The 25,630-nt window shown below is 74.2% G+C and carries 24 protein-coding genes; 8 read left to right on the top strand and 16 right to left on the bottom strand.

The genetic code is table 11. From position 1 onward, the window contains the following. Window positions 1–25: 25 nt before the first annotated feature. From amiA to ABZX67_RS18220, 5 genes are all read right to left on the bottom strand, one after another. Window positions 26–154: a streptamidine family RiPP gene (gene amiA / locus ABZX67_RS18240; protein ID WP_355361234.1), complete on the bottom strand. Its 129-nt coding sequence runs from the start codon at window positions 152–154 to the stop codon at window positions 26–28. Between the two features lie 61 nt (window positions 155–215). Next, window positions 216–1,070 carry an ABC transporter ATP-binding protein gene (locus ABZX67_RS18235; RefSeq protein WP_355361232.1) on the bottom strand — a complete coding sequence of 285 codons (855 nt, stop codon included), beginning with the start codon at window positions 1,068–1,070 and terminating at the stop codon, window positions 216–218. A 4-nt stretch (window positions 1,071–1,074) separates the two neighbouring features. After that, window positions 1,075–2,088: an iron ABC transporter permease gene (locus ABZX67_RS18230; RefSeq protein WP_355361230.1), complete on the bottom strand. Its 1,014-nt coding sequence runs from the start codon at window positions 2,086–2,088 to the stop codon at window positions 1,075–1,077. After that, complete coding sequence (locus ABZX67_RS18225) at window positions 2,085–3,023, bottom strand: iron ABC transporter permease (RefSeq protein ID WP_355361288.1); 939 nt, start codon at window positions 3,021–3,023, stop codon at window positions 2,085–2,087. The genes ABZX67_RS18230 and ABZX67_RS18225 overlap by 4 nt, the downstream gene beginning before the upstream one ends. Window positions 3,024–3,055: 32 nt before the next feature. After that, entirely contained in the window at window positions 3,056–4,048 is a 993-nt protein-coding gene (locus tag ABZX67_RS18220) for an ABC transporter substrate-binding protein (protein ID WP_355361228.1), read from the bottom strand. 157 nt (window positions 4,049–4,205) lie between these two features. Here ABZX67_RS18220 and ABZX67_RS18215 point away from each other — a divergent pair, with 157 nt between their 5' ends. The 3 genes from ABZX67_RS18215 to ABZX67_RS18205 all read left to right on the top strand — a co-directional run bounded on the left by ABZX67_RS18215 (window position 4,206) and on the right by ABZX67_RS18205 (window position 7,826). After that, window positions 4,206–5,420, top strand: coding sequence for a hypothetical protein (locus ABZX67_RS18215; RefSeq protein WP_355361226.1), 1,215 nt, complete (start codon window positions 4,206–4,208; stop codon window positions 5,418–5,420). A gap of 153 nt (window positions 5,421–5,573) precedes the next feature. Further along, a complete protein-coding gene (locus tag ABZX67_RS18210) occupies window positions 5,574–6,350 on the top strand; it encodes a hypothetical protein (RefSeq protein ID WP_355361224.1) in 777 nt (258 codons plus the stop codon). 48 nt (window positions 6,351–6,398) lie between these two features. Beyond that, a complete protein-coding gene (locus tag ABZX67_RS18205) occupies window positions 6,399–7,826 on the top strand; it encodes a hypothetical protein (protein WP_355361222.1) in 1,428 nt (475 codons plus the stop codon). Between the two features lie 13 nt (window positions 7,827–7,839). On the opposite strand, the gene ABZX67_RS18200 is transcribed toward ABZX67_RS18205, so the two are convergent. The 3 genes from ABZX67_RS18200 to ABZX67_RS18190 all read right to left on the bottom strand — a co-directional run bounded on the left by ABZX67_RS18200 (window position 7,840) and on the right by ABZX67_RS18190 (window position 10,749). Then, on the bottom strand, window positions 7,840–9,165 hold the full coding sequence (locus tag ABZX67_RS18200) for a jacalin-like lectin (RefSeq protein ID WP_355361286.1): 1,326 nt from the start codon (window positions 9,163–9,165) through the stop codon (window positions 7,840–7,842). Between the two features lie 130 nt (window positions 9,166–9,295). Further along, window positions 9,296–10,144: an arylamine N-acetyltransferase gene (locus ABZX67_RS18195; RefSeq protein WP_355361220.1), complete on the bottom strand. Its 849-nt coding sequence runs from the start codon at window positions 10,142–10,144 to the stop codon at window positions 9,296–9,298. 113 nt (window positions 10,145–10,257) lie between these two features. After that, a complete protein-coding gene (locus tag ABZX67_RS18190; RefSeq protein WP_355361218.1) occupies window positions 10,258–10,749 on the bottom strand; it encodes a hypothetical protein in 492 nt (163 codons plus the stop codon). A 72-nt stretch (window positions 10,750–10,821) separates the two neighbouring features. Here ABZX67_RS18190 and ABZX67_RS18185 point away from each other — a divergent pair, with 72 nt between their 5' ends. After that, window positions 10,822–11,619 carry an SMI1/KNR4 family protein gene (locus tag ABZX67_RS18185; protein ID WP_355361216.1) on the top strand — a complete coding sequence of 266 codons (798 nt, stop codon included), beginning with the start codon at window positions 10,822–10,824 and terminating at the stop codon, window positions 11,617–11,619. Between the two features lie 60 nt (window positions 11,620–11,679). On the opposite strand, the gene ABZX67_RS18180 is transcribed toward ABZX67_RS18185, so the two are convergent. The 4 genes from ABZX67_RS18180 to ABZX67_RS18165 all read right to left on the bottom strand — a co-directional run bounded on the left by ABZX67_RS18180 (window position 11,680) and on the right by ABZX67_RS18165 (window position 16,276). After that, the gene (locus ABZX67_RS18180; protein ID WP_355361214.1) at window positions 11,680–12,585 is read right to left on the bottom strand and encodes a helix-turn-helix transcriptional regulator; all 906 of its coding nucleotides are present in this window, start codon (window positions 12,583–12,585) and stop codon (window positions 11,680–11,682) included. Between the two features lie 502 nt (window positions 12,586–13,087). Further along, window positions 13,088–14,311 carry a hypothetical protein gene (locus ABZX67_RS18175; RefSeq protein WP_355361212.1) on the bottom strand — a complete coding sequence of 408 codons (1,224 nt, stop codon included), beginning with the start codon at window positions 14,309–14,311 and terminating at the stop codon, window positions 13,088–13,090. Between the two features lie 85 nt (window positions 14,312–14,396). Beyond that, window positions 14,397–15,533, bottom strand: a complete 1,137-nt coding sequence (locus ABZX67_RS18170; protein ID WP_355361210.1) for a hypothetical protein — start codon at window positions 15,531–15,533, stop codon at window positions 14,397–14,399. Beyond that, window positions 15,530–16,276, bottom strand: a complete 747-nt coding sequence (locus ABZX67_RS18165; protein ID WP_355361284.1) for a GntR family transcriptional regulator — start codon at window positions 16,274–16,276, stop codon at window positions 15,530–15,532. The genes ABZX67_RS18170 and ABZX67_RS18165 overlap by 4 nt, the downstream gene beginning before the upstream one ends. Window positions 16,277–16,479: 203 nt before the next feature. On the opposite strand from ABZX67_RS18165, the gene ABZX67_RS18160 reads away from it, so the two are divergent. Together ABZX67_RS18160 and ABZX67_RS18155 are read left to right on the top strand one after the other, a co-directional pair. Next, window positions 16,480–17,391, top strand: a complete 912-nt coding sequence (locus ABZX67_RS18160; protein WP_355361208.1) for a (2Fe-2S)-binding protein — start codon at window positions 16,480–16,482, stop codon at window positions 17,389–17,391. 200 nt (window positions 17,392–17,591) lie between these two features. Further along, window positions 17,592–18,767, top strand: a complete 1,176-nt coding sequence (locus tag ABZX67_RS18155) for a DUF2637 domain-containing protein (RefSeq protein WP_355361206.1) — start codon at window positions 17,592–17,594, stop codon at window positions 18,765–18,767. 63 nt (window positions 18,768–18,830) lie between these two features. On the opposite strand, the gene ABZX67_RS18150 is transcribed toward ABZX67_RS18155, so the two are convergent. From ABZX67_RS18150 to ABZX67_RS18140, 3 genes are all read right to left on the bottom strand, one after another. Beyond that, a complete protein-coding gene (locus ABZX67_RS18150) occupies window positions 18,831–19,250 on the bottom strand; it encodes an ATP-binding protein (protein ID WP_355361204.1) in 420 nt (139 codons plus the stop codon). Between the two features lie 136 nt (window positions 19,251–19,386). Further along, the gene (locus ABZX67_RS18145) at window positions 19,387–21,132 is read right to left on the bottom strand and encodes a pyruvate dehydrogenase (protein WP_355361202.1); all 1,746 of its coding nucleotides are present in this window, start codon (window positions 21,130–21,132) and stop codon (window positions 19,387–19,389) included. 37 nt (window positions 21,133–21,169) lie between these two features. Further along, on the bottom strand, window positions 21,170–22,366 hold the full coding sequence (locus ABZX67_RS18140) for a protein phosphatase 2C domain-containing protein (RefSeq protein WP_355361200.1): 1,197 nt from the start codon (window positions 22,364–22,366) through the stop codon (window positions 21,170–21,172). A 196-nt stretch (window positions 22,367–22,562) separates the two neighbouring features. Between ABZX67_RS18140 and ABZX67_RS18135 the strand changes: the two genes are divergently transcribed. Then, window positions 22,563–23,534 (top strand): helix-turn-helix domain-containing protein, encoded by a 972-nt coding sequence (locus ABZX67_RS18135; RefSeq protein ID WP_355361282.1) that lies wholly within the window; start codon window positions 22,563–22,565, stop codon window positions 23,532–23,534. Window positions 23,535–23,576: 42 nt separating this feature from the next. Continuing rightward, the gene (locus ABZX67_RS18130) at window positions 23,577–24,059 is read left to right on the top strand and encodes a DUF456 domain-containing protein (protein ID WP_355361198.1); all 483 of its coding nucleotides are present in this window, start codon (window positions 23,577–23,579) and stop codon (window positions 24,057–24,059) included. Window positions 24,060–24,094: 35 nt separating this feature from the next. Here the strand turns inward: ABZX67_RS18130 and ABZX67_RS18125 are convergent, their stop codons facing one another. Beyond that, window positions 24,095–25,618, bottom strand: coding sequence for an Ada metal-binding domain-containing protein (locus ABZX67_RS18125; protein ID WP_355361196.1), 1,524 nt, complete (start codon window positions 25,616–25,618; stop codon window positions 24,095–24,097). Window positions 25,619–25,630: the final 12 nt, after the last annotated feature.

Here is a 25,630-nt window from a genome sequence, read left to right as displayed (position 1 = left end):
AGGCACGGGTGACGCTGAGGCGGACTTACTCGGCCGCGTCGGCCTCGACGGCGTCGTCGAAGGGGTTCTCGACGAGGGCGTTGGAGTGGGTCGCCGACAGGTGGGCGAGCTGACCCTGCTCGGCGATCGGCGTGAACACCTTGTTCTGCTCCATGAGTTGAGCCTCCGTTTTCTACGGGTGACCGCGCCGCCGGACCGGCGACGCACTGCAGACACTAATGAATATGATTTTCATTTCGCAAGGCCTGAGCGGAGGGAAGAGGGTGATCTGGGTAACACACGGGCCAGCCCCCCTCCGGATCGCGCCCGACCCGGCCCGCCACGCCGAGGACATCGGCGAGCAGCGCCGGGGTGACCACCTCGGCAGGCGGTCCGTCCGCCGCCACGCGCCCGTCCCGCAGCGCCACGATCCGGTCCGCGAACCGCGCCGCATGCCCCAGGTCGTGCAGCACCATCACCACCGTCAACCCCCGTTCCTCACGCAGCCGTACGACCGTCTGCATGACCTCCAGCTGATGCCGCAGATCGAGGTACGTGGTCGGCTCGTCGAGCAGCAGCACACGCGTGTCCTGGGCGAGTGCCATGGCCAGCCGCACGCGCTGCCGTTCACCGCCCGACAGCGCGTCCACCGGCCGGTCGGCCCACTCCGCGACCCCCACGTCCGCCATCGCGCGGGCGCACACCGCGTCGTCGCCGTCCCGCAGCATGCCGAGCGGCCCGCGCGCCGCGTACCGCCCCTGGCGTACGAGCTGACGCACCGTCATACCAGGTACGGCCGGAGCCTGCTGGTGCAGCAGGGCGACCCGGCGGGCGGCGGCGCGGCGCGACAGGCGGGCGAGGTCGTCGCCGTCGAGCAGCACCCGCCCCGCGGCCGGTTTCAGCAGCCCGGCGCAGAGCCGCAGCAGGGTGCTCTTGCCGCAGCCGTTGAGGCCGACGAGGGCGACCAGGTCGCCCGGGGCGATGGCCAGGTCGATACCGTCGAGCACCTCGCGGCCCGGGTAGCCGAAGCGCAGCCCCTCGACGCGTACCGAGCCGGTGGCCGTGGTCACCGGGTCCAGTAGAACGCTCACTTCCTCACTCCTCACTCGCCGTGCGGCGGCGCGCCACGATCAGCAGCAGCGCCGCGCCCACGCAGGTCGTCAGCGCCCCGGCGGGTACGCTCAGCCGGTCCATGTCCAAGGCCCGCGCGGCCGCTTGCGACAGCCACTGGGCCCCCGCGTCCGCCCCGCCGACCACCACCGCGCCGAGCAGCGCGGCCCCGGGCAGCGCCAGGCGCAGGTCGGCCCCGAACAGCGCGAACGCGAGGTGCGGCACCAGCAGCCCGACGAACCCGAGCGCGCCGACCGTCGAGACCGCCCCGGCGGTGAGCGCCACGGCGCACACGAGCGCCGCGACCCGCGCCCGGCCGGTGTGCAGCCCCGCCGCGGCGGCCTGTTCGTCCCCGCAGCGCAGCAGCGTCAGGGGCGCGGCCAGGGCGTAGGCCGCGACGGCCCACACGGTCGCCCACGGCCACAGCAGGTTCCAGTGGGCCCACACCCGGCCCTCGGTGGAGCCGACGAGCCACTGGACGACGCTGCCGAGCTCGCCGGGCGCGACCAGCAGCACCACGGCCGTCAGCCCGGCGAGCACCGCCGAGACCAGCACGCCGTACACGGCCATCTGCGCCGGATCGCCCTTCTCGCGCCCGGCCAGCAGCCACAGCAGGCTCGCCCCGGCGAACCCGCCCAGGCAGGCGGCGGACACCACGGCCGCCGGGGACTCCCAGCCGGCCAGGCCGAGCCCGGACGCGGCGACCGCGCCGAGCACGGCGCCCGGCGCGACGCCGGTGACCTCGGGCCCGGCGAGCGGATTGCGCAGCGCCGACTGGAGGACCGTGCCGGCGAGCCCCAGCGAGGCGCCCGCGGCCAGGGCCACCAGGGTGCGCGGCAGGCGCAGGTGGAGGACGACATGCCGGGCGGTGGCGTCACCGCCGCCGCCCAGGACGTCCCACACACCGGAGGCGGAGACGGCGCGTCCGGCGATCAGCCCGGCGGCGGCCACGGCGCCGACGAGCAGCAGGAGAAAGGTGGTTCGCCGTGCGTACGTCATCGGCGCGACCTCGCTTTCAGCAGGGCGACTCCGGCGGGGACGCCGACCAGCGCCGTCCAGGCGCCGACCGGGGTCTCGATCGGCGCGAGGGCGAGCCGCGCCGGCTGGTCGGCGCAGGCCACGACCAGCGCGCCCCACACCGCCGACCACGGCAGCCAGCCCACCGCGTCCGAGCCCGGCCGCAGCCGCCGCGCCAGGTGCGGCGCGAGGAAGCCGACCCAGGCGACCGGCCCGCACACGGCGACCACCGGCGCGATGAGCAGCACGGAGATGGTGAGCGCCGCGAGCCGCGCGTGCCGGACCCGTACGCCCAGGGCCTGGGCGTCGTCGTCGCCGAGGCGCAGCACGCTCAGCACCGGCGCGCAGAGCACCAGCGCCGGTACGGCCACCACCAGCCAGGGCGCGAGGCCCGTGACGTCGTCCCAGGTGCGGGCGGAGAGGCTGCCGAGGAGGTAGCGGTAGATGAGCTGGAGGTCGAGCTGGTCGGCCAGCACCATCAGCACCAGCAGCCCGGCCTGGAGGGCGGCGGCGACGGCCGCGCCGGTGAGCAGCACGGCGGACGGGCTGCGCCCGAACCCGGCGGCGAGCAGCGTCAGTACGCCGCCGACGGCCGCGCCGCCGATGGCGAGGAGCGGCTGCACGGCGAGCGGCACGGACAGCGCGAGCACGAGCGGGGCGGCGACCCCGAGCGCGGCCCCGCTGGAGACGCCGAGCATCTCGGGGACGGCGAGCGGGTTGCGCAGCGCCTCCTGGAGGACGAGCCCCGCGGCGCCCAGGCAGGCGCCGGCGACCAGCGCCAGTACCAGCCGGGGCAGCCGCAGTTCGGTCACGATGACGCCGGCGAGCCCGTCCCCGCCGAGCACGTCGGCGAGCGCGGCGGGCGGCACGTACGGCGTACCGAGGCAGAGCGCGCTGCCGATGACCGCCAGCGACAGCACGGCGGCGGCGACGGTGAGCTGGCGCACGCTCACTTCAGCGCGGCCGTCGCCTCGTCGAGGACGATGCCGAGCGACCGGGTACCGCGGCCCTTGGCCCAGACCTCGGAGTCGACCTCGTGGACGTCGCCGTTCTTGACGGCCGGGATGCGCGACCAGAGCGGGTTCTTGGCGAGCTTGTCGGACAGCTTGCCGTCGGACGGCCCGCCGAAGGAGAGGGTCTCGACGAACATCACGTCTACGTCGGCGGCGAGGATCTCCTCCATGCTGTACGTGCCGTCGACGCCGCGGCTCTTCCACGGGTAGTGGGCGATCTTCGGGAAGAGCCCGGCGGCGACGTCGTTGCCGGGGGTGGCGACGCCGAAGTTCTCGTCGCTGCCGAAGATGATCAGCGCGGTCTTGTCGCTCTTGGCGCTCTCCGCCCGGGCGAGCTTGGCCCGGAACGCCTTCTCGGCCGCCTCGCCCTGCCGCGTATGCCCGGTGAGGGCCGCGAGGTCGCGCAGGTAGCCGACGCTGTCCTCCCAGCTGTTGGGCTGGACCGGCCAGAAGACGGTGGCGCCCTTGAGCGCGGGGGCGAGCTTGCCGTGCGTGTCCTCCAGGCCGATGACGAGGTCCGGCTTGTACGACAGGATCGCCTCGGCCTCGGGGGCGAGGAACCCGCCCGGTACGACGGGGACCTTCGCGGCCTTCTCCTTGCCCAGGAACTTCGGGTGGGCGAGCAGCTTGGAGTTGGTGGCGGCGGGGGTCATGCCGAGCTCGGCGAGCATGTCGTCGCAGAGCGCGACGAGGCAGACGACGCGCTGCGGCGGCGCCTTGGTGGTGACGGTGACGCCCTTGGCGTCGGTGACGGAGCGCGCGGCGGTGATGGGCTCGACCTTGACCTCGGTCTTCGCCCCGGCCTTGGCGCCGTCCTCGGCGCCGCCCTTGGTGCTGTCGGCGGCCGAGCCGCAGCCGGCGAGCAGCGTCCCCATGACCGCCGCGGCGGCCCAGCGGCGCACGGTGATTCCCAGCGTCCTGCGTGACATATGGCTCTCGGTTCTCTGTCTCGGTCCCGGGGTGGGATCGGGCGTGCGGCAGAGGCGCCCCGGGCCGCTCCCCCCACCACACAGATGTGCCACATGATAATCATTATCAACAATGTCGCCGTTCCACCAGCCCTCCGACCCCTCCGGGAGCCCCGCCATGCCCCTCGCGCCGCGCCTGCTGGTAGCCGATCAAGTCGCCGGATGCATACGCGTGTTGAACCTTCCGGACGGCCGCGTCTCCGGTGTCGTGGAAGGCCGGCACCTCGCCGAGCACGCCGGGTTCCTGGCCCTGCCCGGCGGGCGCTGGGCGTTCGTCGACGACCTGGCGGGCGAGCTCGTGGTCCTCGACCCGTACGGCCCGGACGCGGGCCGCCCGCTCGTCGCGGCGACCGCGCCGGTGGCGATCCCGGCCGAACACCTGGCCGTCGACCCGTCGGGCCGGTACGCGGCGGTCACGACCGGTCTCGGGCGCAGCTGGGAGACGTGGTCGGACCTGCTGACGGTGGTCGACCTCGACGGCGGCAGGTCCGTCCGGGTCCGCACGCGGGTGGGCGAGCCGGGCGTGACGGTGCTGGGCGGTCCCGGTGGCCCGCTTGTCGTCCTGCGGCACCGGGAGCCCGGCGCGCTGGCCGCGTACCGGTACGACGACCTGCTGGCCGCCGCGCCCGCGTGCCCGCCCGCGACGCCCGCGTACGAGACGGAGCTGCCGGACCACGACGGCCACGGCGACGCCCACGACCCGCTCACCGGGCGGCTGTTCGCGGCCGCCGGCTCCGGGGTGCACCGGGCCCGGCGCGAGGGCGACCGGCTGGTGACCGAGGAGCCGCTGCCCTGGGCGGGCCCGGGGCGCGGCTACTACCTGCGCCTCGATCCGGTACGCCGGGTGCTGTGGTCCTGCGTACGCGGCGGGCCCGCCGCCCCCGGCCGCTGGCCCGAGTGGACCAACGACGCCTGGTTCCACGCCCTCGACGGCGGGCACACCGGACGCGTGCCCCTCGGGCCCGGTCTGGTCTTCCGGCTCGCGGTCGCCGCGCGCCACGTGGCGTACGCGCGCGTCCACCCGGACGGCGACGAACTCGTGCTGCTCGACCGCGACGAGCCGAGGGTCGTGGCCCGCCGGCCGCTGCCGCCCATGGACGGCGCGCCGAAGCCCGGCGCCACACCCTGGGACGGGGTGCAGCGGCGGGCGATCGCCGCCTCACCGGGCGCGGGACTCGTCGCCGTCACCCGGGGCGGCCACGGCGAGGTTCACCTTTTCGACGGAACCGAGCCAGTGGCCACCTACACCCTGCCGACCCCCCTCGACGACGGCGGCCACCTGGCCCTGACGGCCCCGGGGGACGGCGCCTGGGGCGACCCGGTGGGCCGCTGAGGGGGTACGGCGGGCACCGCCGAGGGTGGCCGAGCGCCCACTGATTGTGAATTAATTCACCTGACCCTCTTGGCCGGGTGTGCCGTTCCGTGCTGAGATTCGTCCGGGCTCAACGGCACTCGACAGCTCAATGGCGCGCTCGGGGAGGGCAATGTGGCGCATACCGCCATGTCTGGTTCCGGAACGACCGCAGGCGACGATCCCCTCCAGACCGCGGTATGGCGGCTGCGTTCCCGCGGCTGCTGGAGCGACGCGGCCGCCCTCCTCACGTCCGGCGGGGACGACCCCGCGCCGGCGCTCCAGCGCGCGGCCCTGCTGATCGAGCGGTGCCTGTACACCGAACAGGGCTGGGCCGAGGCCGAGGACGCCCTGCGCGTGGCGGAGGCCCTCGCCCACGACGACGGCGAGCGCGGCGCGGCCGCCTGCGAACGCGGCTACCTCGCCTACGCGTCGACGCTGCTCGGCGTGCGGGACCGGGCCGACGAGGCCCGCGCGGCGCTCGGCCGCGCCGCCGCGCTGATCGGCCCCACCGCGCCGGGCCGCCCGCTGCTGGACTTCCGGCGCGGGCTGCTGGCCCAGAACCTCGCCGACTCGCCGCAGGCCGCCCGTGCCGCGTACCGCCGCGCCCACGAGGGCGCCACCGCCCAGGAGGACCGGCTGCTGATGTCCTTCACCTGGCGGCATCTGGCGGGGCTGGCCCTGCGCGACGGTGAGTTGGCCGAGGCCCGGCACGGCTTCGCCGAGTCGCTGCGGCTGCGCGAGGAGCTCGGCTACCTGGTCGGTACGGCCCCGGCCCTGGCGGCCCTCGCGGAGGCCGAGCCGGAGCCGGAGGCGGCGCGGCTGCGCGAGGAGGCGCGGCGGCTGTTCCGGCTGCTGGGCGGCGTACCGACCTGGCTGGCGGGGCAGTTGGCCGCCCAACCGGCGGCCTGAGGACCTTCTCGGAGGGCGTTGTCAGAGGGCTCTGCGATCATCGGGGCCATGAACGACACCAGCCTCGACCAGGCACGCAGAGCCGTCGACACCCCCCGCGCGCGCGAGGGTGTCGAACTCCTCGACGGCATCCCGGACACCGAGCTCGACACCTGGCCGATCGCGATACCGGAAGCCGTACGCGCGGTGCTGCGCGAGGTGGGGGGCGTGCGCGTGGGGCGTGAGCGCTACGACTTCGGGCCCCCGGGGCCCGGTGCCGACCAGTGGGGCATCGGCGAACTGCTCGTGGGCGTGAGCGACGGCGCGGACTGGGGTCCGGTGGTCCACGTCCAGCCGTACGACGACGTGGAGATCGTGGTCGAGGCACCGTCGTTCCTCTCCTGGCTGACGACCCTGGGCGCCGAGCGGCGGGCGCCGACGGCGTCCATGGCGGCCATCCCGTCCATCGAGGCGGCCGAGGGCCCGGACGCCGAGCTGGCCGCCCTGGCCGCCGGCGGCGACTCCCTCACCGACCTGGTGGACCTGCGGGCCGTCCCCGGCTACCCGTGCCGGGTGGCGTGGGAGCCGTACCACTCACTGGAGTACGAGACCGCCGACACGGGCAGCAGCGACATCGAGTACGAACTCATGCGCGGGGGCCGCGTGTTGCTGCTCCGCAGCGTGCCCAGCGGTGACTTCCTCGGCCGCCCCGTGCGCCGGCACCGCGTCCCCGCCGACGCCCCGCGCCTCGCCGTCACCGCACTGCGCGCCCTCGCCGCCGACCACCCCGACCTGGTGACCCTCGAACCGGGCTGCGCCGACGCCGAGATGGACACCTGGCCGGTCCCGGTCCCGGAGGACATCCGCACGGTCCTCCGCGAGATCGGCGGCGTCCGCATGCCGGGCCTGCACACCCTGCGCTTCCTGCCCGGCGTGCCGGAGCACGCCGTCGAGCCCGAGGTGCACCGCATGATGGGCGGCGACGGCACGTACTGGCCCATCGCCCGGGTCACGTACGGCCCCAGCGTCGCGCTCGCCCAGATCCGCATCGACTCGGACACCGGCGAGTGGGGCTACGCCGTCTCGATCCCCACCGGCCCGCGCGAGCTCGCCGAGGACCCGGAGCTGTCGCTGCTGGCCGAGTCCCTGCCGCACCTGCTGCTGACCGTCGCCGGCGTCGCCCGCGAGGCGATCGAGTCGCCGGACTTCGCCCGCTGGGTCTCGTCCGCCCTCGGCTGGTTCATGCCCAACACCGGCGAGCCGTGGACCCGCCCGGTCCCCGTCGAGGAGTGGTCCGACTCCCCCGACCCGCTGCGCGCCGCGCTCGCCGAGCTCCCCCCGGGCACCCACGTCGCCGACCTGCGCGACTCCCCCATCCCCACGGACCTGTGCTTCTACCGCTCCGAAGCCTGGTTCTACGAGGCGGACTCCCTGGACCACCTCCACTTCGTGGCCGGGGGTCGCCTGGTGGCGGCGATACCGAGGAAGGAGGCGTAGGGCGGGGCGCCTCTCAGCCGATCGGGGCGTACACCACGCCCAGTTTGTCGATCTCGGCTCCTGAGCGGCCCGTGAAGCCGACGATCCGCCAGCCGGCGGGGGCCGCGTAGGTCACGGAGTCCGAGGTGGCCGCGCCCGCCGTCAGGGTGCGGTTCTCGTCGGTGGTGAAGGCGGCCGAGAAGATCCGCGTCCGGCCGTCCTTCACGCCGCGCGTGAGCGTCACCGAGGTGAGGTGCTCACCGGGGGCGAGGGTCAGGGACGTGGCCGTGCCGCCCGTACCTCCGTGGGACAGCGTCGTACCGTCGTCGTGGGTCAGCGCGACCGCGTCGAGGCGGGCGGCGGCGCGCAGCGTCAGCGTGCGGGGCGAGACCGGCGAAGGCAGGGCGGCCGCGTCGTTGAACGCGGTGCCGTGCGGGCCGCCGAAGAAGTCGCTCGCCCGGAGCTTCGGGGCGCGCGTCCAGGAGAACTCCACCGTGTGCGGGAAGTGGTCGGAGAGGTGCCGGCCGCCCGCGTCCAGGAACGACTCCCACGCGTTGTCGTAGCGGGTGGCGGAGAGGTTCACCAGGCTGCCGCCGCGGTAGAGGATCTTGTCCACCACCTCGCAGTCGTTCGTCGGCGCGGTACCGGAGCAGACGAGCGCGTCCCCGCCCTGCGCCGGGGCGCTGCCGCCCCGCACGAGCTGCACCCACGCGTCGGTCAGACCGTTCTCCTGCGCGAGGGTGCGGATGTTGTCCCCGGTCCTGGTGTAGCGGGTGTTGGTGTCGCCCATGACGATCACCGCGTTGCCGGCCGAGTTCGCCCGGATGAAACCGGAGAGCTGCTCGATGTTGGCCCGGCGCGCGGCCAGCGCCGCGTCGGTCACGTCCGCGTTCGCGTGGACGTTGTACACGTCGACGAAGACCCCTTCCGCGAGCCGCACGCGGGCGAGCGTGAACCCCTTGGGAGTCAGGCAGTCGGTCCCGGCGCACGCCTTCCAGTCGACCCGCTGGAAGTCCTCGAAGGGGTGGTCGGAGAGGGTGTTGAGCCCGTCGCCGATTCCGGCACCGCCGCTCGTCGCCGTGCGGTACGGGTGGTTGTCGCCGGCGTACAGGGCGGCGTGGTAGTTGAAGTCCTCCTGCACGTTGACGATGTCGTACGCCGCCAGGCGCGGGGCGATGAGCGGGGTGTTCGTCTTCGGGTTGCCGGAGCTCAACCCCTCGGGCAGACCGGCGATGTTGTACGTGAGGACGTTGAAGGCGCCGGAGGCACTGTCCGCGGCGGCCGCGGGGCTCGCGTTGGTGGCGGCGAGCCCGGCGAGGGCGAGCGTGCCCGCCAGTAAGGTGCCGACGATTTTTCTTATGACGGGACTCCAGTCGCTCGGTGGGAGACGGATGGACCGGGTCCAGCGTGGTGAGCGACTCGCGACCGGCACAAGGGGTGCGGGGTGAACGGTGCCCGCCGGCGCCGCGTTGCCGCGTCGGATCCGGGGGTCAGGCGGCGGTGACGGGCGGGAGATCGTCGGGCGGGGTGATGCCGAAGGTGGCGGCGAGGACGGCGGGGAGTTCCTCGTCGGTCACGTCCCGTTCGGTGCGGGTGCCGTCCGCGCGGGTCTCGGTGAGGCGGCGGTTCGCGAGGGAGAGGTGCGTGTCGTCGGTGACGCGCTGGACGTAGAGGGTGCGGGAGAAGGGGGAACGGGGATTGGTGGCGATGTGCCAGTTGATGACCTCGTAGTCGGGCGCCTCGAAGGGCTCGACGGTGAACCCGTACTGGTCGGCCCACGTCCCGGCGCCGCCGTCCTCGGCCGGCTCGTACGCCTGGAGCACCCACATCTTCAGCGGGCCGTCGTGCGGCGTGTGCACGAGACGGTGGCGGCGCGCACCCGCGCGGAACTCGGTGTCGGCGACCAGCGGCACCGCCTCGATGAGCGAACCCGCCGCGCCGAAGCCGACGTCCGCGAGGAAGTCGCCCTCGCCCGGTACGTGGACGAGCAGGCACATGTGCGTACGCGGCCGGACCGCGCCATCGGCGCCGACGAGGACGCGGGCGGCGAGCCGCGTCACGCCGAAGCCGAGGGCTTCGAGGGCGGCGGCGAAGAGGGTGTTGTGCTCGTAGCAGTAGCCGCCGCGCCCGCCGTGGATCAGCTTCGCGACCAGGTCGTCGAGGGCGAGGGACGGCGCGATGCCCCGGATGGGGTCCAGGTTCTCGAACGGGACGGTGTAGAGGTGCGCGCGGTTCAGGGCACGCAGCGTGTCGGCGTCGGGCGTGTGGGGGCCGGGGAGTCCTATGTGGGCGAGGTAGGCGTCGAGGTGGAAGAGCGCGGTGTCGTCGGGTCTAGGCATGATCCAACCGTACGCACGTGCGGAGCGGTTCGACCAGCACACGCACCGGCACAGGCACAGGCACCGGCACAGGCACAGGCACAGGCACCGGACACGCTCGCAGGCTCGCGGCGCTACCGCCGGTGGTGCTCGATCTCGCGGGCGGCCGCCAGCGCGAAGCCCGCCAGGTTGCGCGGGCAGCGCCAGGTGGAGCCCGCGTCGGGTTCGCCCTTCGCATCGAGGTCGGCCCAGGTGTAGTCGGTGCCCCCGGTCAGCAGGGACACCACGGTCTCGAAGGACTCCAGGTGCGTGTCCAGGTCGTCGTCGCACGGATGGCCCGCGTGAGGGCACGCGGCCTGCGCGACGGCGGGGTCCGAGGCTGCGGCCGACAGCGCGGCCACGATCCGCCGGGCCACCTCGGGATCGGCGTCGTACATCGCAGAGCCGTGCGTCCACACCAGGCCCAGCGTGTAGAACGCCGTCACATCGGGATCACCCGGCTGCTCGGCCCGCGCCTTCTCGAGCCGCTCCACGCACTCCAGCAAGGTCTCGTCGTGCTCCCCGAGGAAGTAGCCCTGATACAGCGACTCCCAGTCGGCGATCAACTCGTCCGCGTCAGTAATCATGATCACTGAGGACGCCGGGCGGCGGGCGGCGGTTCCCGTCCCTTGTCAGTGCCGTGCGCTTCACTGTCCTCCATGGAGCTCACGCATGCGAGGGTCAACGACCTGCTGGACCAACTCGACCCGCCGGGCGGCTACATGTACCTGCCCAGCGGCGTGGAGCCGCAGGTGCTGACCGACCTGCTTTCCGGCATGTTCGGCGCCCCGCGCACCCTCGTCCTCGACGGCTTCACCGACCCGACGGTCGACGAGTCCAGGGGCGCGGCGCTCCTCGCCTTCTTCGAGGGCCGGGCCGTGAGGATACGGGCGTGGGCGTACGCGGGTCAGTGGATCGGCACCGGCACGGCGCGCGACGCGGAGGGGACCGCGCGACCGGTGCTGGCGGTCGCGCGCAGGGTGGTGCCCGAGCCCGTGGCGGTCGCTCCGGGTGAGGACGTCGACTGGGTGCGGCGGCTCATACGGATCACCGGCTGGACACAGCCCGCGCAGCGGCCGGACGTGGACTGGGCCGAGGTGGAGTCGCGCCTCGGCACCGCGCTGCCGAGCGACTACAAGCGGATGGTCGAGACGTTCGGAGAGGGCGCCTTCGACGGGTGGCTGGACCTGAACCAGGAGCCGTGGACGGATCTCCGGGAGGACGGCCTGCTCATCTGGGCGGGCACGGAGCACGAGGAACTGTACTGCTGGAGGACGGACGGCGACGACCCCGACCGCTGGCCCGTCGTGGTCCAGACGTTCGACGGCGAGGACGTCCCCTTCGGCTGCCAGACCGCCGAATTCGTCTGCCGCGTCCTCGTCGACCCGCAGCACCGGTTCACGTTGGCGGGTTATTTCGACACCCACTGGTTCATGACCTACCGGGACGAGGGCTGAAGCCCACAGCCGCCGTTCCGCGCAGCTCCCGTCTCGGTGTGAGCGGACGGTTGCCCCGGTTCATTCGGGGTGGCGGGGGTGGGTGTCGTTGTCGCAGCTCGGCTCGACAGCCAGCGATGTGTAGCACTTGATCGTGTCGGTGATGAAGTGCCGGGTGTGGTCCGGGCTGAGAGCCTGAGCCTGGAGGTGCGCGTACACCATGTCGTACTGCTGCACCTCGGCCGGCCTTTCCAGGCAGAGGCCGCTGGTGAACTGCTCCAGGTACACCACTGCTTCGCGGCTGTCGGGGAACCGCAGGAGGGAGAACTGTCCTGAGAGGCCCGGGTGAGCGCCGGCCGTGTGGGGAAGGACCTGCACAGTGATGTGCGGCTCGGTGCTCAGTGCGTGAAGGTGCTCCAGTTGCTCGCGCATGATCTCCCGGCTGCCGACGACGCGCCGCAGGGCCGACTCGTCCAGGACGACCCACAGCCGAAGGCGGCGGGCGGGGTCGTAGATCCGGTGCTGGCGGCGAAGCCGCACCTTCAGACGCGCAGCGGCTTCTTCGACAGTGGCCAGGGGGATCGTTTCCTCGATGACCGCGGCCGCGTAGGCGGGGGTCTGCAGCAGGCCGGGGATCACCATGGACTCGTAGGTATGGATGGAGGCGGCTTCCGTCTCCAGGCCGACATAGACGCCGTGGGGGATGTCGCCGTAGGCATGCCACCAGCCCTGTCGGCTCGATGCCCTGGCCAGCTCCATGAGGCAGTCGACGACATCCTGGTCGGTGACGCCGTAGAGGTCGCACAGGTCGCGCACGTCGCGGGGGCTGACGGCACGGCGACCGGTTTCCATGTGACTGACCTTGGCTTGGGAAATCAGCAGACGCGCCGCCACCTGCGTGCCGGTCAGGCCGCTGGCCTTACGGAGCCGGCGCAGCTCCGCTCCCAGTCGTCGCCCCCTGACGGTGGGGTGGTTGTTCGCCGCCACGGGCGGTGTACCTCCGGCTCCAAGTCACTGCCTGTGCCAGCAGGTTGCCATGGAGGACCGGCTGTTGATCACGTGACGTGCCGACGGGTTCGGCGGCGGCGAAAACGGATTGTGACCGTGTAATTTGCCGATCGCCGCTGCCCCGTACGGAGCATGCGCACCGGGGGAAGGGCTTGTCGAGCGACGCCGAAGGTTGCGCGGTGTGGGGGCCGGAACCGGCGGTCCCGGCCCACCGCGTGCGTCAGGCCACTGTGCCGGCGACTCCGGTGCGGCCGTCCGGGACGCCGACGATCGTCACGGTGATCTGTTCACGGATGTCTTCGCCGAGAACGCCGATGACGCCGTCAGGGCCCTGCTGCCGCTCATGCCCCGGATGGTGGGCCGCCGGGTCAAGAAGATCCCCGTGGGCGCGGAGCAGACGCGTCGGGGTAGGCCGTCCGCAGTTCGTTGCGGTGCGGGGCCGCACCTTGGGTTCGCGTCGCCGACCGCGCCCAGCGAACCCTCAGCCCGCCGCCGTCGTCGCCGTGACGTCCGTCGGTGCCTTGCGCTGCGCGCCCGCGCACTGCAGGGCGAGGTTCTGGCCGGCCTGCGCGATTTTCCGCAGCGCGTCGGAGAGGCAGGTGCGCAGGGCCTGCTGGCCGTAGAAGTTGGGGTGGAGGGACTCGGCCTCGTCGGTGGCGGGGAGGGGGGTCTTGGAGCGTTCGAAGTAGCGGGCCCACTGGGCGTCGGCGGCGGAGGGGAGGTAGACGCGGCCGCGGGTGGTGAGTTCCGCCTGGTGGGTGGCCTTCTGGCAGACCTCGTGGCCCTCGGGGAGCCGGCGGACGTCGAGGAACGAGACCTGCTGGGCCGTGGCGGCCTTCTTCAGGGAGGCGGAGAGGGCAGGGTAGACCTCGGTGTTCAGCCAGGCGAGGTCGCGGTTGTAGAAGGGGCAGCCGAAGGTGGACCAGCGGTTCCAGGTGTGTTCGTCGCCGGCGGTCGTGGCCGGGTCTCCGGGGGCGAGGGTGGCGGGGTAGGACTGGAGGACGATCCGGGCCGACGAACCGGCGGCCGCGAGGGCCTCCTTGACCTTGGCGACCGTGTCGGCCGCCTCCTGCTCCGCCGCCTTGACGCTCTTGAGGACGGGCTCGGTCACCGCGGGGTCCGTCGAGCAGTACGCGTTGGCCTTCCAGGACGCGGCGCAGGTGCGGGCGGCCTCCGGCAGGGCCGAGCCGCCGACGGAGACGACCACGTATCCGACCTTGGTGCGCTCCGAGGCGAGGAGCGCCTTCAGTTGCTCCAGCTGGGGCCGCTCGCTCCGGTAGGGCTCGCTCAGGACGTGCCGGGTCTGCGCGCCGGAGCAGGCGAGGTTGAGGGGGAAGGCGATCTCGCCGTGCGGGCTGGGCGCGCCCTTGGCGCCGTGGATCTCGGCCGTGTCGGAGCGGTGGCAGTCCGAAGCGCTGGGGGCGTACACGGAGTCGAGCGGGAGGTTCTCGGCCTGCGTGCGGTCCGTGGCGGCGCGCAGCTCGGCCGGGACGCCGCCCTTGGCCCAGTCGCCCTCCGCGTTCCCCTTCCAGCGGGCCGCCTCGCCGGCGATGAAGCCGTCGCCCAGGGCGACGGCGTAGACGGAGTCCGGGGCGGGCTCCGGGGCGGCCTCCCGCGCGGGGGCCATGGCCGTGAGCGAGGCGGGCAGCGCGACCAGGGCGCAGAGCGCGGCGGTACGGCGACGGCGGCGGCGCGAGGAGCTCATGGGCGGCGTCCCTTCGGGCGTGCGGGGTGGCTTCGAGGGGATCCTGACCACCCGGGTGCCCCGGGCGTGGGGTGGGGACGCCTGATCACCCGCAGGAGCGTTCCGCCTGCGCCAGGCAGAGCAGTACGTCGTCCAGCCCGAGGACCAGCGAGCCGTCGGCCGTCACGGCGACCGCGCGGATCCGGGGCCCGGGGCGGAAGCGCAGGACCCGGCGGGTGCCGAGGCCGTGCAGCTCGGCGAGGCCGTCCGCCCAGGCGACCGCGAGGAACCGGTCGCCGGCGTGGAGGGCGACGACCGGGTGCGGGCGTGCGGCCACCGGGCGGCGTGCGGGTGCGCGGCCGGGGCGCCAGGCGCGTACGGTGCCGTCCGTTCCGCCGCTGTACGTCACGGTGTACGCGGTCGACGCCGTGGCCGTCAGCGCGGTGACGCGCCCCGAGTGCAGCGCCGCCTGGTCCACCCCGCCGAGGCCGAAGGCGTGGACCGTGCCCATCCGGTCGCCGGTCAGCACGGTGGGTCCGGCGGTGGCGAGGGCCGTGGCCGGGTGCTGGGCCAGGGTGGCGGCCACCGCCTGCGTCAGCCGGGTCGGCGGGCCGCCGCGCGTGTGCAGCCGGCCCCGTTCGTCCAGCTCCAGCCGCGTACCGTCCGGGAGGCACGCGACCGCAGTGGCGCGGGGCTCGTCCGCCGCGATCAGCCGCCCGTCGGTCGTGGTCGTCAGCGCGGTGCCGGGCGTACGGCGTGACCAGGCCAGGCGCCACGGCTGCCCGGCGGACAGCTCCGCGAGCGCGGGCGCGAGCCGGGGGTCGGCCGTGTCGTCGAGCGCGGTGAGCAGGACCAGCGCGCGGCCCGCCGGGGTCTGGTCGTCGCGGACCAGGGCCTGCCCGGCGCGCAGCCACGCGGCGCGCAAGCCCCCGTGGGCGTCGGTGCCGGACGCGTACGCCTCGGTGACGGACAGCGGGTCGGCGGCGCACACGGCGGCCGGGTCGTCGAGGGTCGGCGTGGAGTAGGGAGCAGGGGGCGGCGGGCCGGTCGCGGTGACGTCGAGGTGGCCCAGGGCGCGGAGCGCGTGGACGAGGTCGTCGTCGGGGGCGAGGTCCACCCGGACGGTTCGGGGCGGGCCCGCCAGCAGCGCGGACAGCAGCTCGGCCGGGGTCCCCGCGACCACGCCCAGCCGGTTGGCCAGCATCCACACCGCCGCGCGCCCGGTCACGCCGGTGCCGCTCACTTGGCGCTGGTGAAGTGCTCGCGCACCAGCGACTGCACCACCACGAGGTCCTGGGCGATCAGCGCCTCCAGCAGGGCGCTGTGCTCGGCGGCGTCCGCGACGAGGTCGGCGCGGCGGGCCCGGGGCTGGTCGGTGAGCGGCCACTGGGCGCGGCGGTGCAGGTCGTCGGCGATGTCGACGAGCTGGGCGTTGCCGGCGAGGGAGAGGACGGCGCGGTGGAAGGCGCGGTCGGACTCGGCGTAGTGGGCGAGGTCGCCCCTGGCGGCGGCCGCGGCGGTGGCCTCGGCGAGGGGCCACAGCTCGGTCCAGCGGTCGGCGGGGATCGTACGGGCCAGGCGCAGCATGACGGGCACCTCGATGAGGGCGCGGACCTCGGCGAGTTCCGCGAGCTCGCGCGGGGTGCGGCGGGTGACGCGGAAGCCGCGGTTCGGTACGACCTCAACGGCGCCTTCGAGCGCGAGCTGCTGCATCGCCTCGCGGACCGGGGTGGCGGAGACGCCGAAGCGGGCGCCGAGCGCGGGCGCCGAGTACACCTCGCCGGGGGCGAGCTCTCCGCTGACCAGGGCGGTGCGCAGGGCGTCGAGGATCTGCCCGCGTACGGAGTGGCGCTGCACGAGCGGCGATGGGACGGGGCCCGGGGCGGGAACGGTGGGGGCCGGGGGCTCGCTGTGGGTGTGTTCGCCGCGCGCCTGCTGTTCGGGGAGGCGGGCCGCCGGGTGCCCGCCGGGCCGCTGTCCGGGCAGTGGCTGGTGCGGCGGGGTCGTCGCCCTCTCGCGCGCGCTGCCCTGCTGCTCCACTCGGGTCCTCCTGGTGCTGGGTGCCAGGGCCCGGCTCGCGGTGGAGAGGGCCCGTGTGCACGATAAGGCCACGGAGTCGCGGTTCCCATGTCGATCAGATCGGGTAAGGTAAGGCTAACCTGCCAACGATCGTGATCGGTGGTCCCTGCATGACCGTCCCCGCGCTCCTCCCGACCGCTCGCCCCGCCCTCGTGGCCTCGCCCGTCGCGGAGGCGTACGCCCGCCTCGCCGAGGTGTTCCCCGGGCTCCGGGTGCGCGAGTCGGCGGACGGCGAGCCGGCGCCGCGCGGTGGCGGCTGGGTGGGCGCGGACGAGCTCGCGGGTGGCGGGGAGGCGCTGGACGCGTTCCTCGCCTGGGACGACGCGCAGGTGCTGCGGGACTACGGGCAGCGGGCCCGGCCCGACGTCGTCGCCAGCTTCGCGCTGCACCGGTACGCATGGCCCGCCTGCCTCCTCGTCACCGTGCCGTGGTTCCTGCACCGCCGGGTGCCCCGGCTGCCGGTCGCGGACGTGGCGTTCCAGCGGGCGCTGGGCCGCATGACCGTCCGGGTGCGGGAGTTCGCGTGCCTGCCCGGCGACCCGGCGGCAGCCCTGCCCGGCGCCCGGGTCGTCCCGGACGAGGAGGCGCTGCGCGCCGAGGTGCGGGCGGCCGTCGCCGAGCACCTGGGCCCGGTCCTGGAGGGCTTCGGGCCGCGCATGCGGCGCGGCAAGCGGGCCCTGTGGGGCATGGTGACGGACGAGATCGTCGAGGGGCTCTGGTACATCGGCCACCTGCTGGGCGAGGAGCCGCGCGCGATGGCGGAGCTGGACCTGCTGCTGCCGGGGGCGGGCCACGCCGGTGCGAGGACCGGTCCCGAGGCCGCCGCCCGCGCCGCCGCGCTCAAGCCGTACGTGGGCTCCGCCGGGTTCCGCGAGCTGACCGGGCCGAACGGCGAGACGCTGCCGACCCGCGACCGGGCCAGTTGCTGCCTCTTCTACACCCTGCGTCCCGAGGACACCTGCGTCACCTGCCCGCGTACCTGCGACGCCGACCGCGTACGCAAGTTGAGCGCATCGGCGTGACGTCCACGCCACCCGCCCGGGTGGTGTGAATCGAACGCAACTCGCGCAATTCCTACGGCAGTTCGAGCAGATCGCACCTATTCGTATGCCGTGCGGCCCCGATGGCGTCCTCTTGCTCCGAAACCCCGTGGTCCCCCGCGGCGGTCGGCCAATATGGCGGCCGACCGCCCTACCGCGAGCGACGATGCGAGGGACACCGCATGAGACTGACCGACATATCGCTGGACTGGCTGCTTCCGGGCGGCGTGATGCTGGTGGGGGTCGTGGCGGCGGTGGCGGTGCTCACGCGCGGCAAGCGTGCCGGCGAGAAGGCCGCCGACGACTCCTGGGAGCGCGGCGAGGAGCGCCGCCGCCGCAAGGAAGCCGTCTACGGCACCGCCTCCTACCTGCTCCTCTTCTGCTGTGCCGCGGTCGCCGCCGCGCTCTCCTTCCACGGTCTGGTCGGCTTCGGCCGGCAGAACCTGAGCCTGTCCGGCGGCTGGGAGTACCTGGTGCCGTTCGGCCTCGACGGCGCCGCGATGTTCTGCTCGGTCCTCGCGGTGCGCGAGGCCAGCCACGGTGACGCGGCGCTCGGCTCCCGCCTGCTGGTGTGGACGTTCGCGGGTGCGGCGGCGTGGTTCAACTGGGTGCACGCGCCCCGGGGCGCCGGACACGCGGGCGCCCCGCACTTCTTCGCGGGCATGTCGCTGTCGGCGGCCGTGCTGTTCGACCGGGCGCTGAAGCAGACCCGCCGGGCGGCGCTACGCGAACAGGGGCTGGTGCCCCGGCCGCTGCCGCAGATCCGGATCGTCCGGTGGCTGCGGGCGCCCCGCGAGACGTTCGGCGCGTGGTCGCTGATGCTACTCGAAGGCGTACGGACGCTGGACGAGGCCGTCGACGAGGTCCGCGAGGACCGGCGGCAGAAGCAGCAGAGCCGGCTGCGGCGGCGTGAGGAGGCGAAGCGGGAGCGGGCCCGCCTGCGGGCGTTCAACCGCCAGCACCGGGCCTGGGGGCTCGGGCGCGGCGGCCGCCAGGTCGACGTCCGGACCATGAACCCCGCGATGAGCGCCGCCATGAACTCCGCCCTGGGCTCCGCCCACGTCGAGGTGCAGGCGGTGAACACCGCCAACCGCTCCTCCGGCTCCGGTTCCGGTTCTGGTCACGGCTCCGCGGCGGCGGCCGTGGGGTCCTCCATCGCGGAGCCTGCCATACCGGGGACGGGGGAGCCGCCGCCCCGATCCCGGCCCTCCCTCCAGGCCGTGAAGGACACTGAGCCGCGTACGGTCGACCTCACCGCCGAGGACGACACGCAGACGCTGCCACGGCTGGAGTCGCTGGAGCCGCAGATGGAGTCCCTGGAGATGAAGCTCAAGCACCTGGAGCAGCAGTTCGGGTGAGGCCGAAGCGCCCGGCCGGGTGCCTCGTCGGCGGGTCCGTCCTGGCGTTCGCGCGTGCGCGCGTCAGGCGGGCCCGTCGGAGCCGGACAGCTCGAACCACACCGTCTTGCCCATCCCGTGCCCCCGTACCCCCCACGCGTCGGCGAGCGCCTGCACCAGGAAGAGTCCTCTGCCGTGCGTGCTGTCGTCGGCCACGGATATGTGGGGCAGGGGCGGCGCCCCGTCGAAGTCCCGCACCTCCACCCTTAACACGCTCCCCGGGTGGACCGTGGCCGTGACGACCGCGCCGTGCCGGGTGTGGATCAGCGCGTTGGTCACCAGTTCGCTGGTGAGCAGCTCCGCCGCGTCGGCGGAGCCCGGTTGACCCGAGTGCCGCAGCAGCTCGCGCAGTCCGTGCCTCACCTCCCGTACGGCCGTGAGGTCGTCGCCGGTCACGTGCTTGCGCCACCGCGTCGGTCGTGCCGCTGCCTGACGCCCACTCATAGCCCCCACCCGCACGTCGTCGGCCCTTTCACTCGAACTGGTTCACGGGATGCATGCCCCTGCCCACACGCCGTCACGCCTGCGATTGCCAGGCCAGGGGGGCGGTCAGGGGGGCGCATCGGGGTACGCCCGGGCGTCAGGGGCGGGGGATGTTGCGCAGGTTGGAGCGGGCCATCTGGAGCATCCGGCCCACGCCGCCGTCCAGCACGATCTTGCTTGCGGAGAGCGCGAAGCCCGTCACCATCTCGGCCTTGATCTTCGGCGGGATGGAGAGGGCGTTGGGGTCGGTCACCACGTCGACGAGCGCCGGTCCCTTGTGCTTGAAGGCGTCCTTCAGCGCGCCCGCGAGCTGCTTCGGCTTCTCGACGCGCACGCCGTACGCGCCGGCCGCCCGGGCGATGGCCGCGAAGTCGGGGTTGTGGTTGCCGGTGCCGTACGACGGCAGGCCCGCGACGAGCATCTCCAGCTCCACCATCCCCAGCGAGGAGTTGTTGAAGAGCACCACCTTCACCGGCAGGTCGTGCTGGACCAGCGTCAGGAAGTCGCCCATCAGCATCGAGAAGCCGCCGTCGCCCGACATGGAGACGACCTGCCTCTTGCGGTCGACGAGTTGGGCGCCGATGGCCTGCGGCAGGGCGTTGGCCATCGAGCCGTGCCGGAACGAGCCGAGGATGCGCCGCCGCCCGTTGGGCGTCAGATAGCGGGCGGCCCACACGTTGCACATGCCGGTGTCCACGGTGAAGACCGCGTCGTCGTCGGCCATCTCGTCCAGGACGGCGGCCACGTACTCGGGGTGGATCGGGGTGTGCTTCTCCACCTTTCTCGTGTACGCCGAGACGACCCCCTCCAGGGCGTCGGCGTGCTTCTTCAGCATCTTGTCGAGGAACTTGCGGCTGGACTTGGGGCGCACGCGGGGCACGAGGCAGCGCAGGGTCTCGCGCACGTCCCCCCAGACGGCGAGGTCCAGTGTGGTGCGGCGGCCGAGGTGTTCCGGCCGCACGTCGACCTGGGCGATCTTGACGCCGCCGTCCGGGAGGAAGGCGGTGTACGGGAAGTCCGTGCCGAGGAGCAGGAGGAGATCGCACTCGTGGGTGGCTTCGTAGGCGGCGCCGTAGCCGAGCAGCCCGCTCATCCCCACGTCGTACGGATTGTCGTACTGGATCCACTCCTTGCCGCGCAGGGCGTGGCCGACCGGTGCCTTGACGCGCTCAGCGAACTGCATCACCTCGGCGTGGGCGCCCTTGGTGCCGGCGCCGCAGAAGAGCGTGACCTTGTCGGCGTCGTCGATGAGCCGGACGAGGGCGTCGATCTCGGCGTCGCCGGGGCGGACGGTGGGGCGGGTGGTGACCAGGGCCTGTTCGACGGGCTTGTCGGGGGCGGACTGGGCGGCCAGGTCGCCGGGCAGGGCGACCACGCTGACCCCGCCGCGGCCGACGGCGTGCTGGATCGCGGTCTGGAGCACCCGGGGCATCTGCTGGGGGCTGGAGATCAGCTCGCAGTAGTGGCTGCACTCCTGGAAGAGCCGCTCGGGGTGGGTCTCCTGGAAGTAACCGAGGCCGATCTCGCCCGAAGGGATGTGCGAGGCGAGGGCGAGGACCGGAGCCATGGAGCGGTGCGCGTCGTACAGGCCGTTGATGAGGTGGAGGTTGCCGGGGCCGCAGGAGCCGGCGCAGGCGGCGAGCCGGCCGGTGAGCTGCGCCTCGGCGCCGGCCGCGAAGGCGGCGGCCTCCTCGTGGCGCACCTGCACCCAGTCGATGGAGCGGGTGCGGCGGATGGCGTCGACGACGGGGTTCAGGCTGTCGCCGACGACGCCGTACATCCGCTGGACGCCGGCGCGCACGAGGATGTCGACGAACTGTTCTGCCACGCTCTGTTTGGCCATGGTCCATCCATCTCACGGCCGCGGCGTTCACGCCTCTTCATTCCTCCCACAGGGCCACGGCCGTACGGTCATCGGCGTATCCCTTCACCCTGACCTGGGTGTCCGCGAGGAACCGCGCCAGGCCGGGCGGCCCGCCGCTCCCCCACCGCTCGGCGAGCTCCTTGGCCAGCGCGCCCTCGCCGCGCATCGGCTCGGCGAGCCCGGGACCGGCGAGCAGCAGCGTGTCGCCGGGGCGGGCGACGGAGGCGCGGAAGCGGAACGGTTCCGCCGGGGGCGGGACCGGGGGTTCGATGTACGGGGAGGGGGGCGTGGGGACGCCCAGATCCATGGTCAGCCGGTCGCCCTCCGGCGTCTCGGCGGGCGTTGCGTCGGCCCTTGCCGGGTCCGGTGGTGAGCCGTAGCCGACGACGGGCTCGCCCGTGAGGTCCTTCCGCTCCGGGGGCCGCGGCTCGATGTCCTGCCAGACGCCGCCGCGCAGCCGGAACAGCCCGCCGTCGCCGACGCCGAAGAACACGCGGGTACGGCAAGCCGGGTCGGCGGTCATCAGCAGGCAGCGCAGCCCGGCGGTGTACTCCTCCGGCGCGACGCCCAGCTCGGCGGCGCGGGCCCGCAGCGTGCCGTAGGTGCGGTCGGTCAGGCGCTGCAGGCCCGACTTGAGGTCCCGGCGGCGGCCGGCCCTGATGTCCTCGGAGAGCCGCGCGTGGCTGCGGCCCACCGCGTCGCCGATGCGGCGGCAGGCGTCGGCGGCGGCGAGGTGCGCGGCCTCGGCGGCGCGCGCTCCGGTGGCGATCGCGACCAGCACCAGCGCGGCGTCGCCGCCGCCGAACCGGGCGGTCAGCAGCGCGTCGCGGCGCGGCTCGCCCCGGTACCGCGCGGAGTCGCCCCGCACGGACGCGGCGCGCAGGGTGTACGTGCCGTAACGGGCGCCGTCGAGCACGGTGTCGGCCACCAGCTGCCCCAACTGCCCGGCGCGGGCCGGAGGCAGGGCGGTCGGCTCGGCGTCGTACGTCGGCGGGCCGTCGCCCACGTACCCGGCGCGCGGGCCGGGCAGGTGGGGCGAACCGGCGGGCGGGGCGTCGGGCATCGCGTCGGCCACCGTGCCGGACGCCGAGTCGAAGCGGTCGTCCAGTGTGTCGCCCGTCGCGGCCGGGGCCGTGTCCGGTGCGCCGTCGTCGTACAGCTTCTCCCACCAGTCGTCCTCGCCGGCGGTGGGCGTCTCCCCCTGTGGGCTCATGCCCTTAATTGTCCACCGCCCGGTGGGGAGGAAAACGGGCATCCGGAAAAAGACGACCGATCCTGATGACCGTGCCGATAGAGGTTCCGGTGACGGCACCATGGCAGGGGGGCGGGTGGGGCGGTCATGATGAGCGCGGCGGATTCACGCCGTGGCCGTTTCTCGCCACGGCCACTGGAACGAGGGGGCTTCAGGGGTGCTGTCCGCGATAGGGCTGGACGAACGGCAGGAGTCGGCGTATCGCGCGCTGGTGGCGCTGGGTGCGGCGGAGGTCGCGGATCTCGCGCACCGGCTGGCGCTGCCGGAGCCGGACACCGAGCGTGCGCTGCGGCGCCTGGAGTCGCGGGGCCTGGCCGCCCGGTCGTCGGCGGGCGCGGGGCGCTGGGTGGCGGCGCCGCCCGTCGTGGCGCTGGGGGCGCTGCTGACGCGGCAGCGGCACGAGCTGGAGCGGGCGGAACAGGCGGCGGCGGCGCTCGCCGAGGAGTACCGGGCGGAGGCGGCCGGGCCCGTGGCGCACGACCTGGTGGAGGTGGTGACGGGCGCGAGCGCGGTGGCGCACCGGCTCCGGCAGCTCCGGCTGGGGGCGGTGCGGGAGGTGTGCGCGCTGGTGACGGAGCCGTATGCCCCCGGTCCCGATCCCGAGCCCGATGTCGAGCCCGGGCACGCGCCCGTGGAGCACCGCGCGGTCGTGGCGCGCGAGGTGCTGTCGCGGCCGGACGGGGTGGCCGGGCTGCTCCCTGGCGCGGCACGGCTCCGGGTCGCGGACCGGCTCCCCTCGGAGCTGGTGATCGCCGACGGGACCGTGGCCGTGGTGCCCCTGACGGGCGGCCGGGACGCGGAACCGGCGGCGCTGGTGGTGCACGCGAGCGGGCTGCTGGAGTCCCTGACGGCCCTCTTCGAGGCGGTGTGGCGCGAGGCGGTGCCGCTGCGGCCGGGTTCCGGGAACCGCGTGGCGGAGGGCGCGGCCCCCGGCCCGGACACCACGGACCTGGAGATCCTCTCGCTGCTGCTGGCGGGCCTGACGGACGCGAGCGTCGCCAAGCAGCTGGACCTCGGCCTGCGCACGGTCCAGCGCCGCGTGAAGGCCCTGATGGAGGCGGCGGGCGTGACGACGCGCCTCCAACTGGGCTGGCACGCGTACGCACGCGGGTGGGTGGCGCGGGGCTGACGCCGACCTGCGTGGAAGGAGCGGGTCCGGCAGGCTGGACGCGTGAGTGCGTGGCAGCTCGTCGTGACCGGGTCGGTGATGCTGCTCGGCCTGTTCGGCGTGCTGGTCCCCGGGGTGCCGGGCACCTGGCTCGTCTGGGCGGCGACCGCGTGGTGGTCGCTCCACGAGAAGAGCGGCCTCGCCTGGTGGCTGCTCGTCGGCGCGACGGCCCTCCTCCTGCTGACCCAGGTCGTGGTCTGGCAGCTGCCCGCGCGCCGGCTGCGCGGCGTGGGCGTCACCGTCCGGATGGTGGTGTACGCGGGTGTGGGCGCGCTGCTCGGCTTCGTGCTGGTCCCGGTGGTCGGAGCCGTACCCGGCTACATCGGCGGCATCTACCTCTCGGAGCGGTTCCGGCTGGGCGGCCACGGGCCGGCCGTCGCCTCGACCCGGACGGTGATGCGGGCCATCGGCGCGAGCGTGCTGGTGGAGCTGTTCGCGTGCCTGCTGGTCGTCGGCGGCTGGATCGGCGCGGTGGTCGGCGGCTGAGGGCCCCTAGGGGGCGTCTTGTCGATCAGGCCGGATCAGCGAGCGGCGTCTGGGGGTCCCCCCAGGCGAAGCTCTGGGGGAGCGTGCGATCGCAAGGCGGAGGAGGGAGTCCATGCGGTGGGGGCACCTCCCGTGCCCGAAGGGCTACGGGGGCCATCGGCGACCGACGACAACGCGGCGAGCGCGCGTGCCAGGCGCCGCGAGCCCGGCAAGATCGGCAAGACGCCCCCTCGCGCCTCACCGGCGAGGTATCGGGTGGCGTACGAACGCCAGGGCCGCCACTCCTCCCGGTCCGCGCGCTCGTCGAGCGCCACGTCCGGGTCGCCGAGGGCGCGCATCCGGATCAGCGCGGCCGGCCGGGCGCCGACCCCGGGCAGTGCGCGCAGGGCCCGCTCGGCCTCGTCGCGGTCGGCGCCCGGGTCGAGCCGCAGGTCACCGCCGGCCAGCGCGGCGGCGAGCGCCCCGACCCCCGGGTGTCCGACGAGCGCGGCGGGCTCAGGGAACAGGTGGGTGAGGCCGCCGCACGGGGTGTCGAGCGGCGTACCGTACGCCGCGACCAGCCGTCGCGCCTCCGCGTGCCCCACCACGGCCCGGACCGCGAACTCCTCCGGCTCCGCCGCGCCGGGCGACCGCAGGCCGGGGCGGGCGGCCGCGAGGGAGCCGAGCCGCTCGGCGACCGCGTACGGGTCGGCGTCCAGGTCGAACAGGCGGCGCAGCCGCTGGACGGCGGTCGTCAGGTCGCGCAGGTCGCTCAGATGGATGCGGGCCTCCAGCCACGGCCCGGAGGACCGCTCGTCGACGGCGGCGATCCCGGAGCCGTACGGCAGCCGCAGCGTGCGCCGGTAGGTGCGCGCGCCGGGGCGGCCGGCGACCTCCTCCACACCGTCGACGGCCTCGCCCTCCAGCAGGTCGAAGACCTCCCGCGCGGCATACGCGCCCCGGTACGCGAGCCGCAGCGGCACCCCGCCGAGCCCGGCGGCCGCCCGGCCGCGCCGCTCGGCGCGCAGCTCGCTCGGCGTGCGCGCGTAGATCTCCCGGATCGTGTCGTTGAACTGCCGCACGCTGGAGTACCCGGACGCGAAGGCGATCTCCGTGACCGGCAGCGACGTCGTCTGGAGCAGCGTACGCGCGGTGTGGGCGCGCTGGGCCCGGGCGAGCGCGACCGGCCCGGCGCCGAGCTCGGCGTTGAGCAGGCGCTGCACCTGCCGCGCGCTGTACCCGAGCCGCTCCGCCAGTCCGGGGACGCCCTCGCGGTCCACGACCCCGTCACCGATCAGACGCATGGCCCGCGCCACCACGTCCGCGCGTACGTTCCAGGCGGCGGACCCCGGCACGGCGTCGGGCCTGCAGCGCCGGCAGGCCCGGAAGCCGTGGCGCTGGGCCGCGGCGGCGCTCGGGAAGAACGTGACGTTCTGCCGCTTGGGCGTGACGGCCGGGCAGCTGGGCCGGCAGTAGATGCCGGTGGTCACCACCGCGAAGAAGAACTCCCCGTCGAAGCGCGCGTCGCGGCTGCACACCGCCTCGTACCTGGTGTCCGCCCCGCTGTCCGTCCGTGTCACGCCTCCAGTGTC

It is taken from the genome of Streptomyces sp. NPDC003036, from assembly GCF_040611175.1.
Lineage (GTDB): Bacteria > Actinomycetota > Actinomycetes > Streptomycetales > Streptomycetaceae > Streptomyces.
The sequence above is the reverse complement of the archived record's forward strand: the minus strand, read 5'-3'. Positions and strand labels throughout refer to the sequence as shown.

Excerpts from the sequence above, each read along its gene's own strand:
- ABZX67_RS18160 (WP_355361208.1), top strand. The coding sequence starts at position 16,480 with ATGACCGTCCCCGCGCTCCTCCCGACCGCTCGCCCCGCCCTCGTGGCC.
- ABZX67_RS18145 (WP_355361202.1), bottom strand. The coding sequence starts at position 21,132 with ATGGCCAAACAGAGCGTGGCAGAACAGTTCGTCGACATCCTCGTGCGC.
- ABZX67_RS18175 (WP_355361212.1), bottom strand. The coding sequence starts at position 14,311 with ATGAGCTCCTCGCGCCGCCGCCGTCGCCGTACCGCCGCGCTCTGCGCC.
- ABZX67_RS18185 (WP_355361216.1), top strand. The coding sequence starts at position 10,822 with ATGGAGCTCACGCATGCGAGGGTCAACGACCTGCTGGACCAACTCGAC.
- ABZX67_RS18150 (WP_355361204.1), bottom strand. The coding sequence starts at position 19,250 with ATGAGTGGGCGTCAGGCAGCGGCACGACCGACGCGGTGGCGCAAGCAC.
- ABZX67_RS18190 (WP_355361218.1), bottom strand. The coding sequence starts at position 10,749 with ATGATTACTGACGCGGACGAGTTGATCGCCGACTGGGAGTCGCTGTAT.
- ABZX67_RS18230 (WP_355361230.1), bottom strand. The coding sequence starts at position 2,088 with ATGACGTACGCACGGCGAACCACCTTTCTCCTGCTGCTCGTCGGCGCC.
- ABZX67_RS18140 (WP_355361200.1), bottom strand. The coding sequence starts at position 22,366 with ATGAGCCCACAGGGGGAGACGCCCACCGCCGGCGAGGACGACTGGTGG.
- ABZX67_RS18205 (WP_355361222.1), top strand. The coding sequence starts at position 6,399 with ATGAACGACACCAGCCTCGACCAGGCACGCAGAGCCGTCGACACCCCC.
- ABZX67_RS18220 (WP_355361228.1), bottom strand. The coding sequence starts at position 4,048 with ATGTCACGCAGGACGCTGGGAATCACCGTGCGCCGCTGGGCCGCCGCG.
- ABZX67_RS18215 (WP_355361226.1), top strand. The coding sequence starts at position 4,206 with ATGCCCCTCGCGCCGCGCCTGCTGGTAGCCGATCAAGTCGCCGGATGC.
- amiA (WP_355361234.1), bottom strand. The coding sequence starts at position 154 with ATGGAGCAGAACAAGGTGTTCACGCCGATCGCCGAGCAGGGTCAGCTC.
- ABZX67_RS18195 (WP_355361220.1), bottom strand. The coding sequence starts at position 10,144 with ATGCCTAGACCCGACGACACCGCGCTCTTCCACCTCGACGCCTACCTC.
- ABZX67_RS18155 (WP_355361206.1), top strand. The coding sequence starts at position 17,592 with ATGAGACTGACCGACATATCGCTGGACTGGCTGCTTCCGGGCGGCGTG.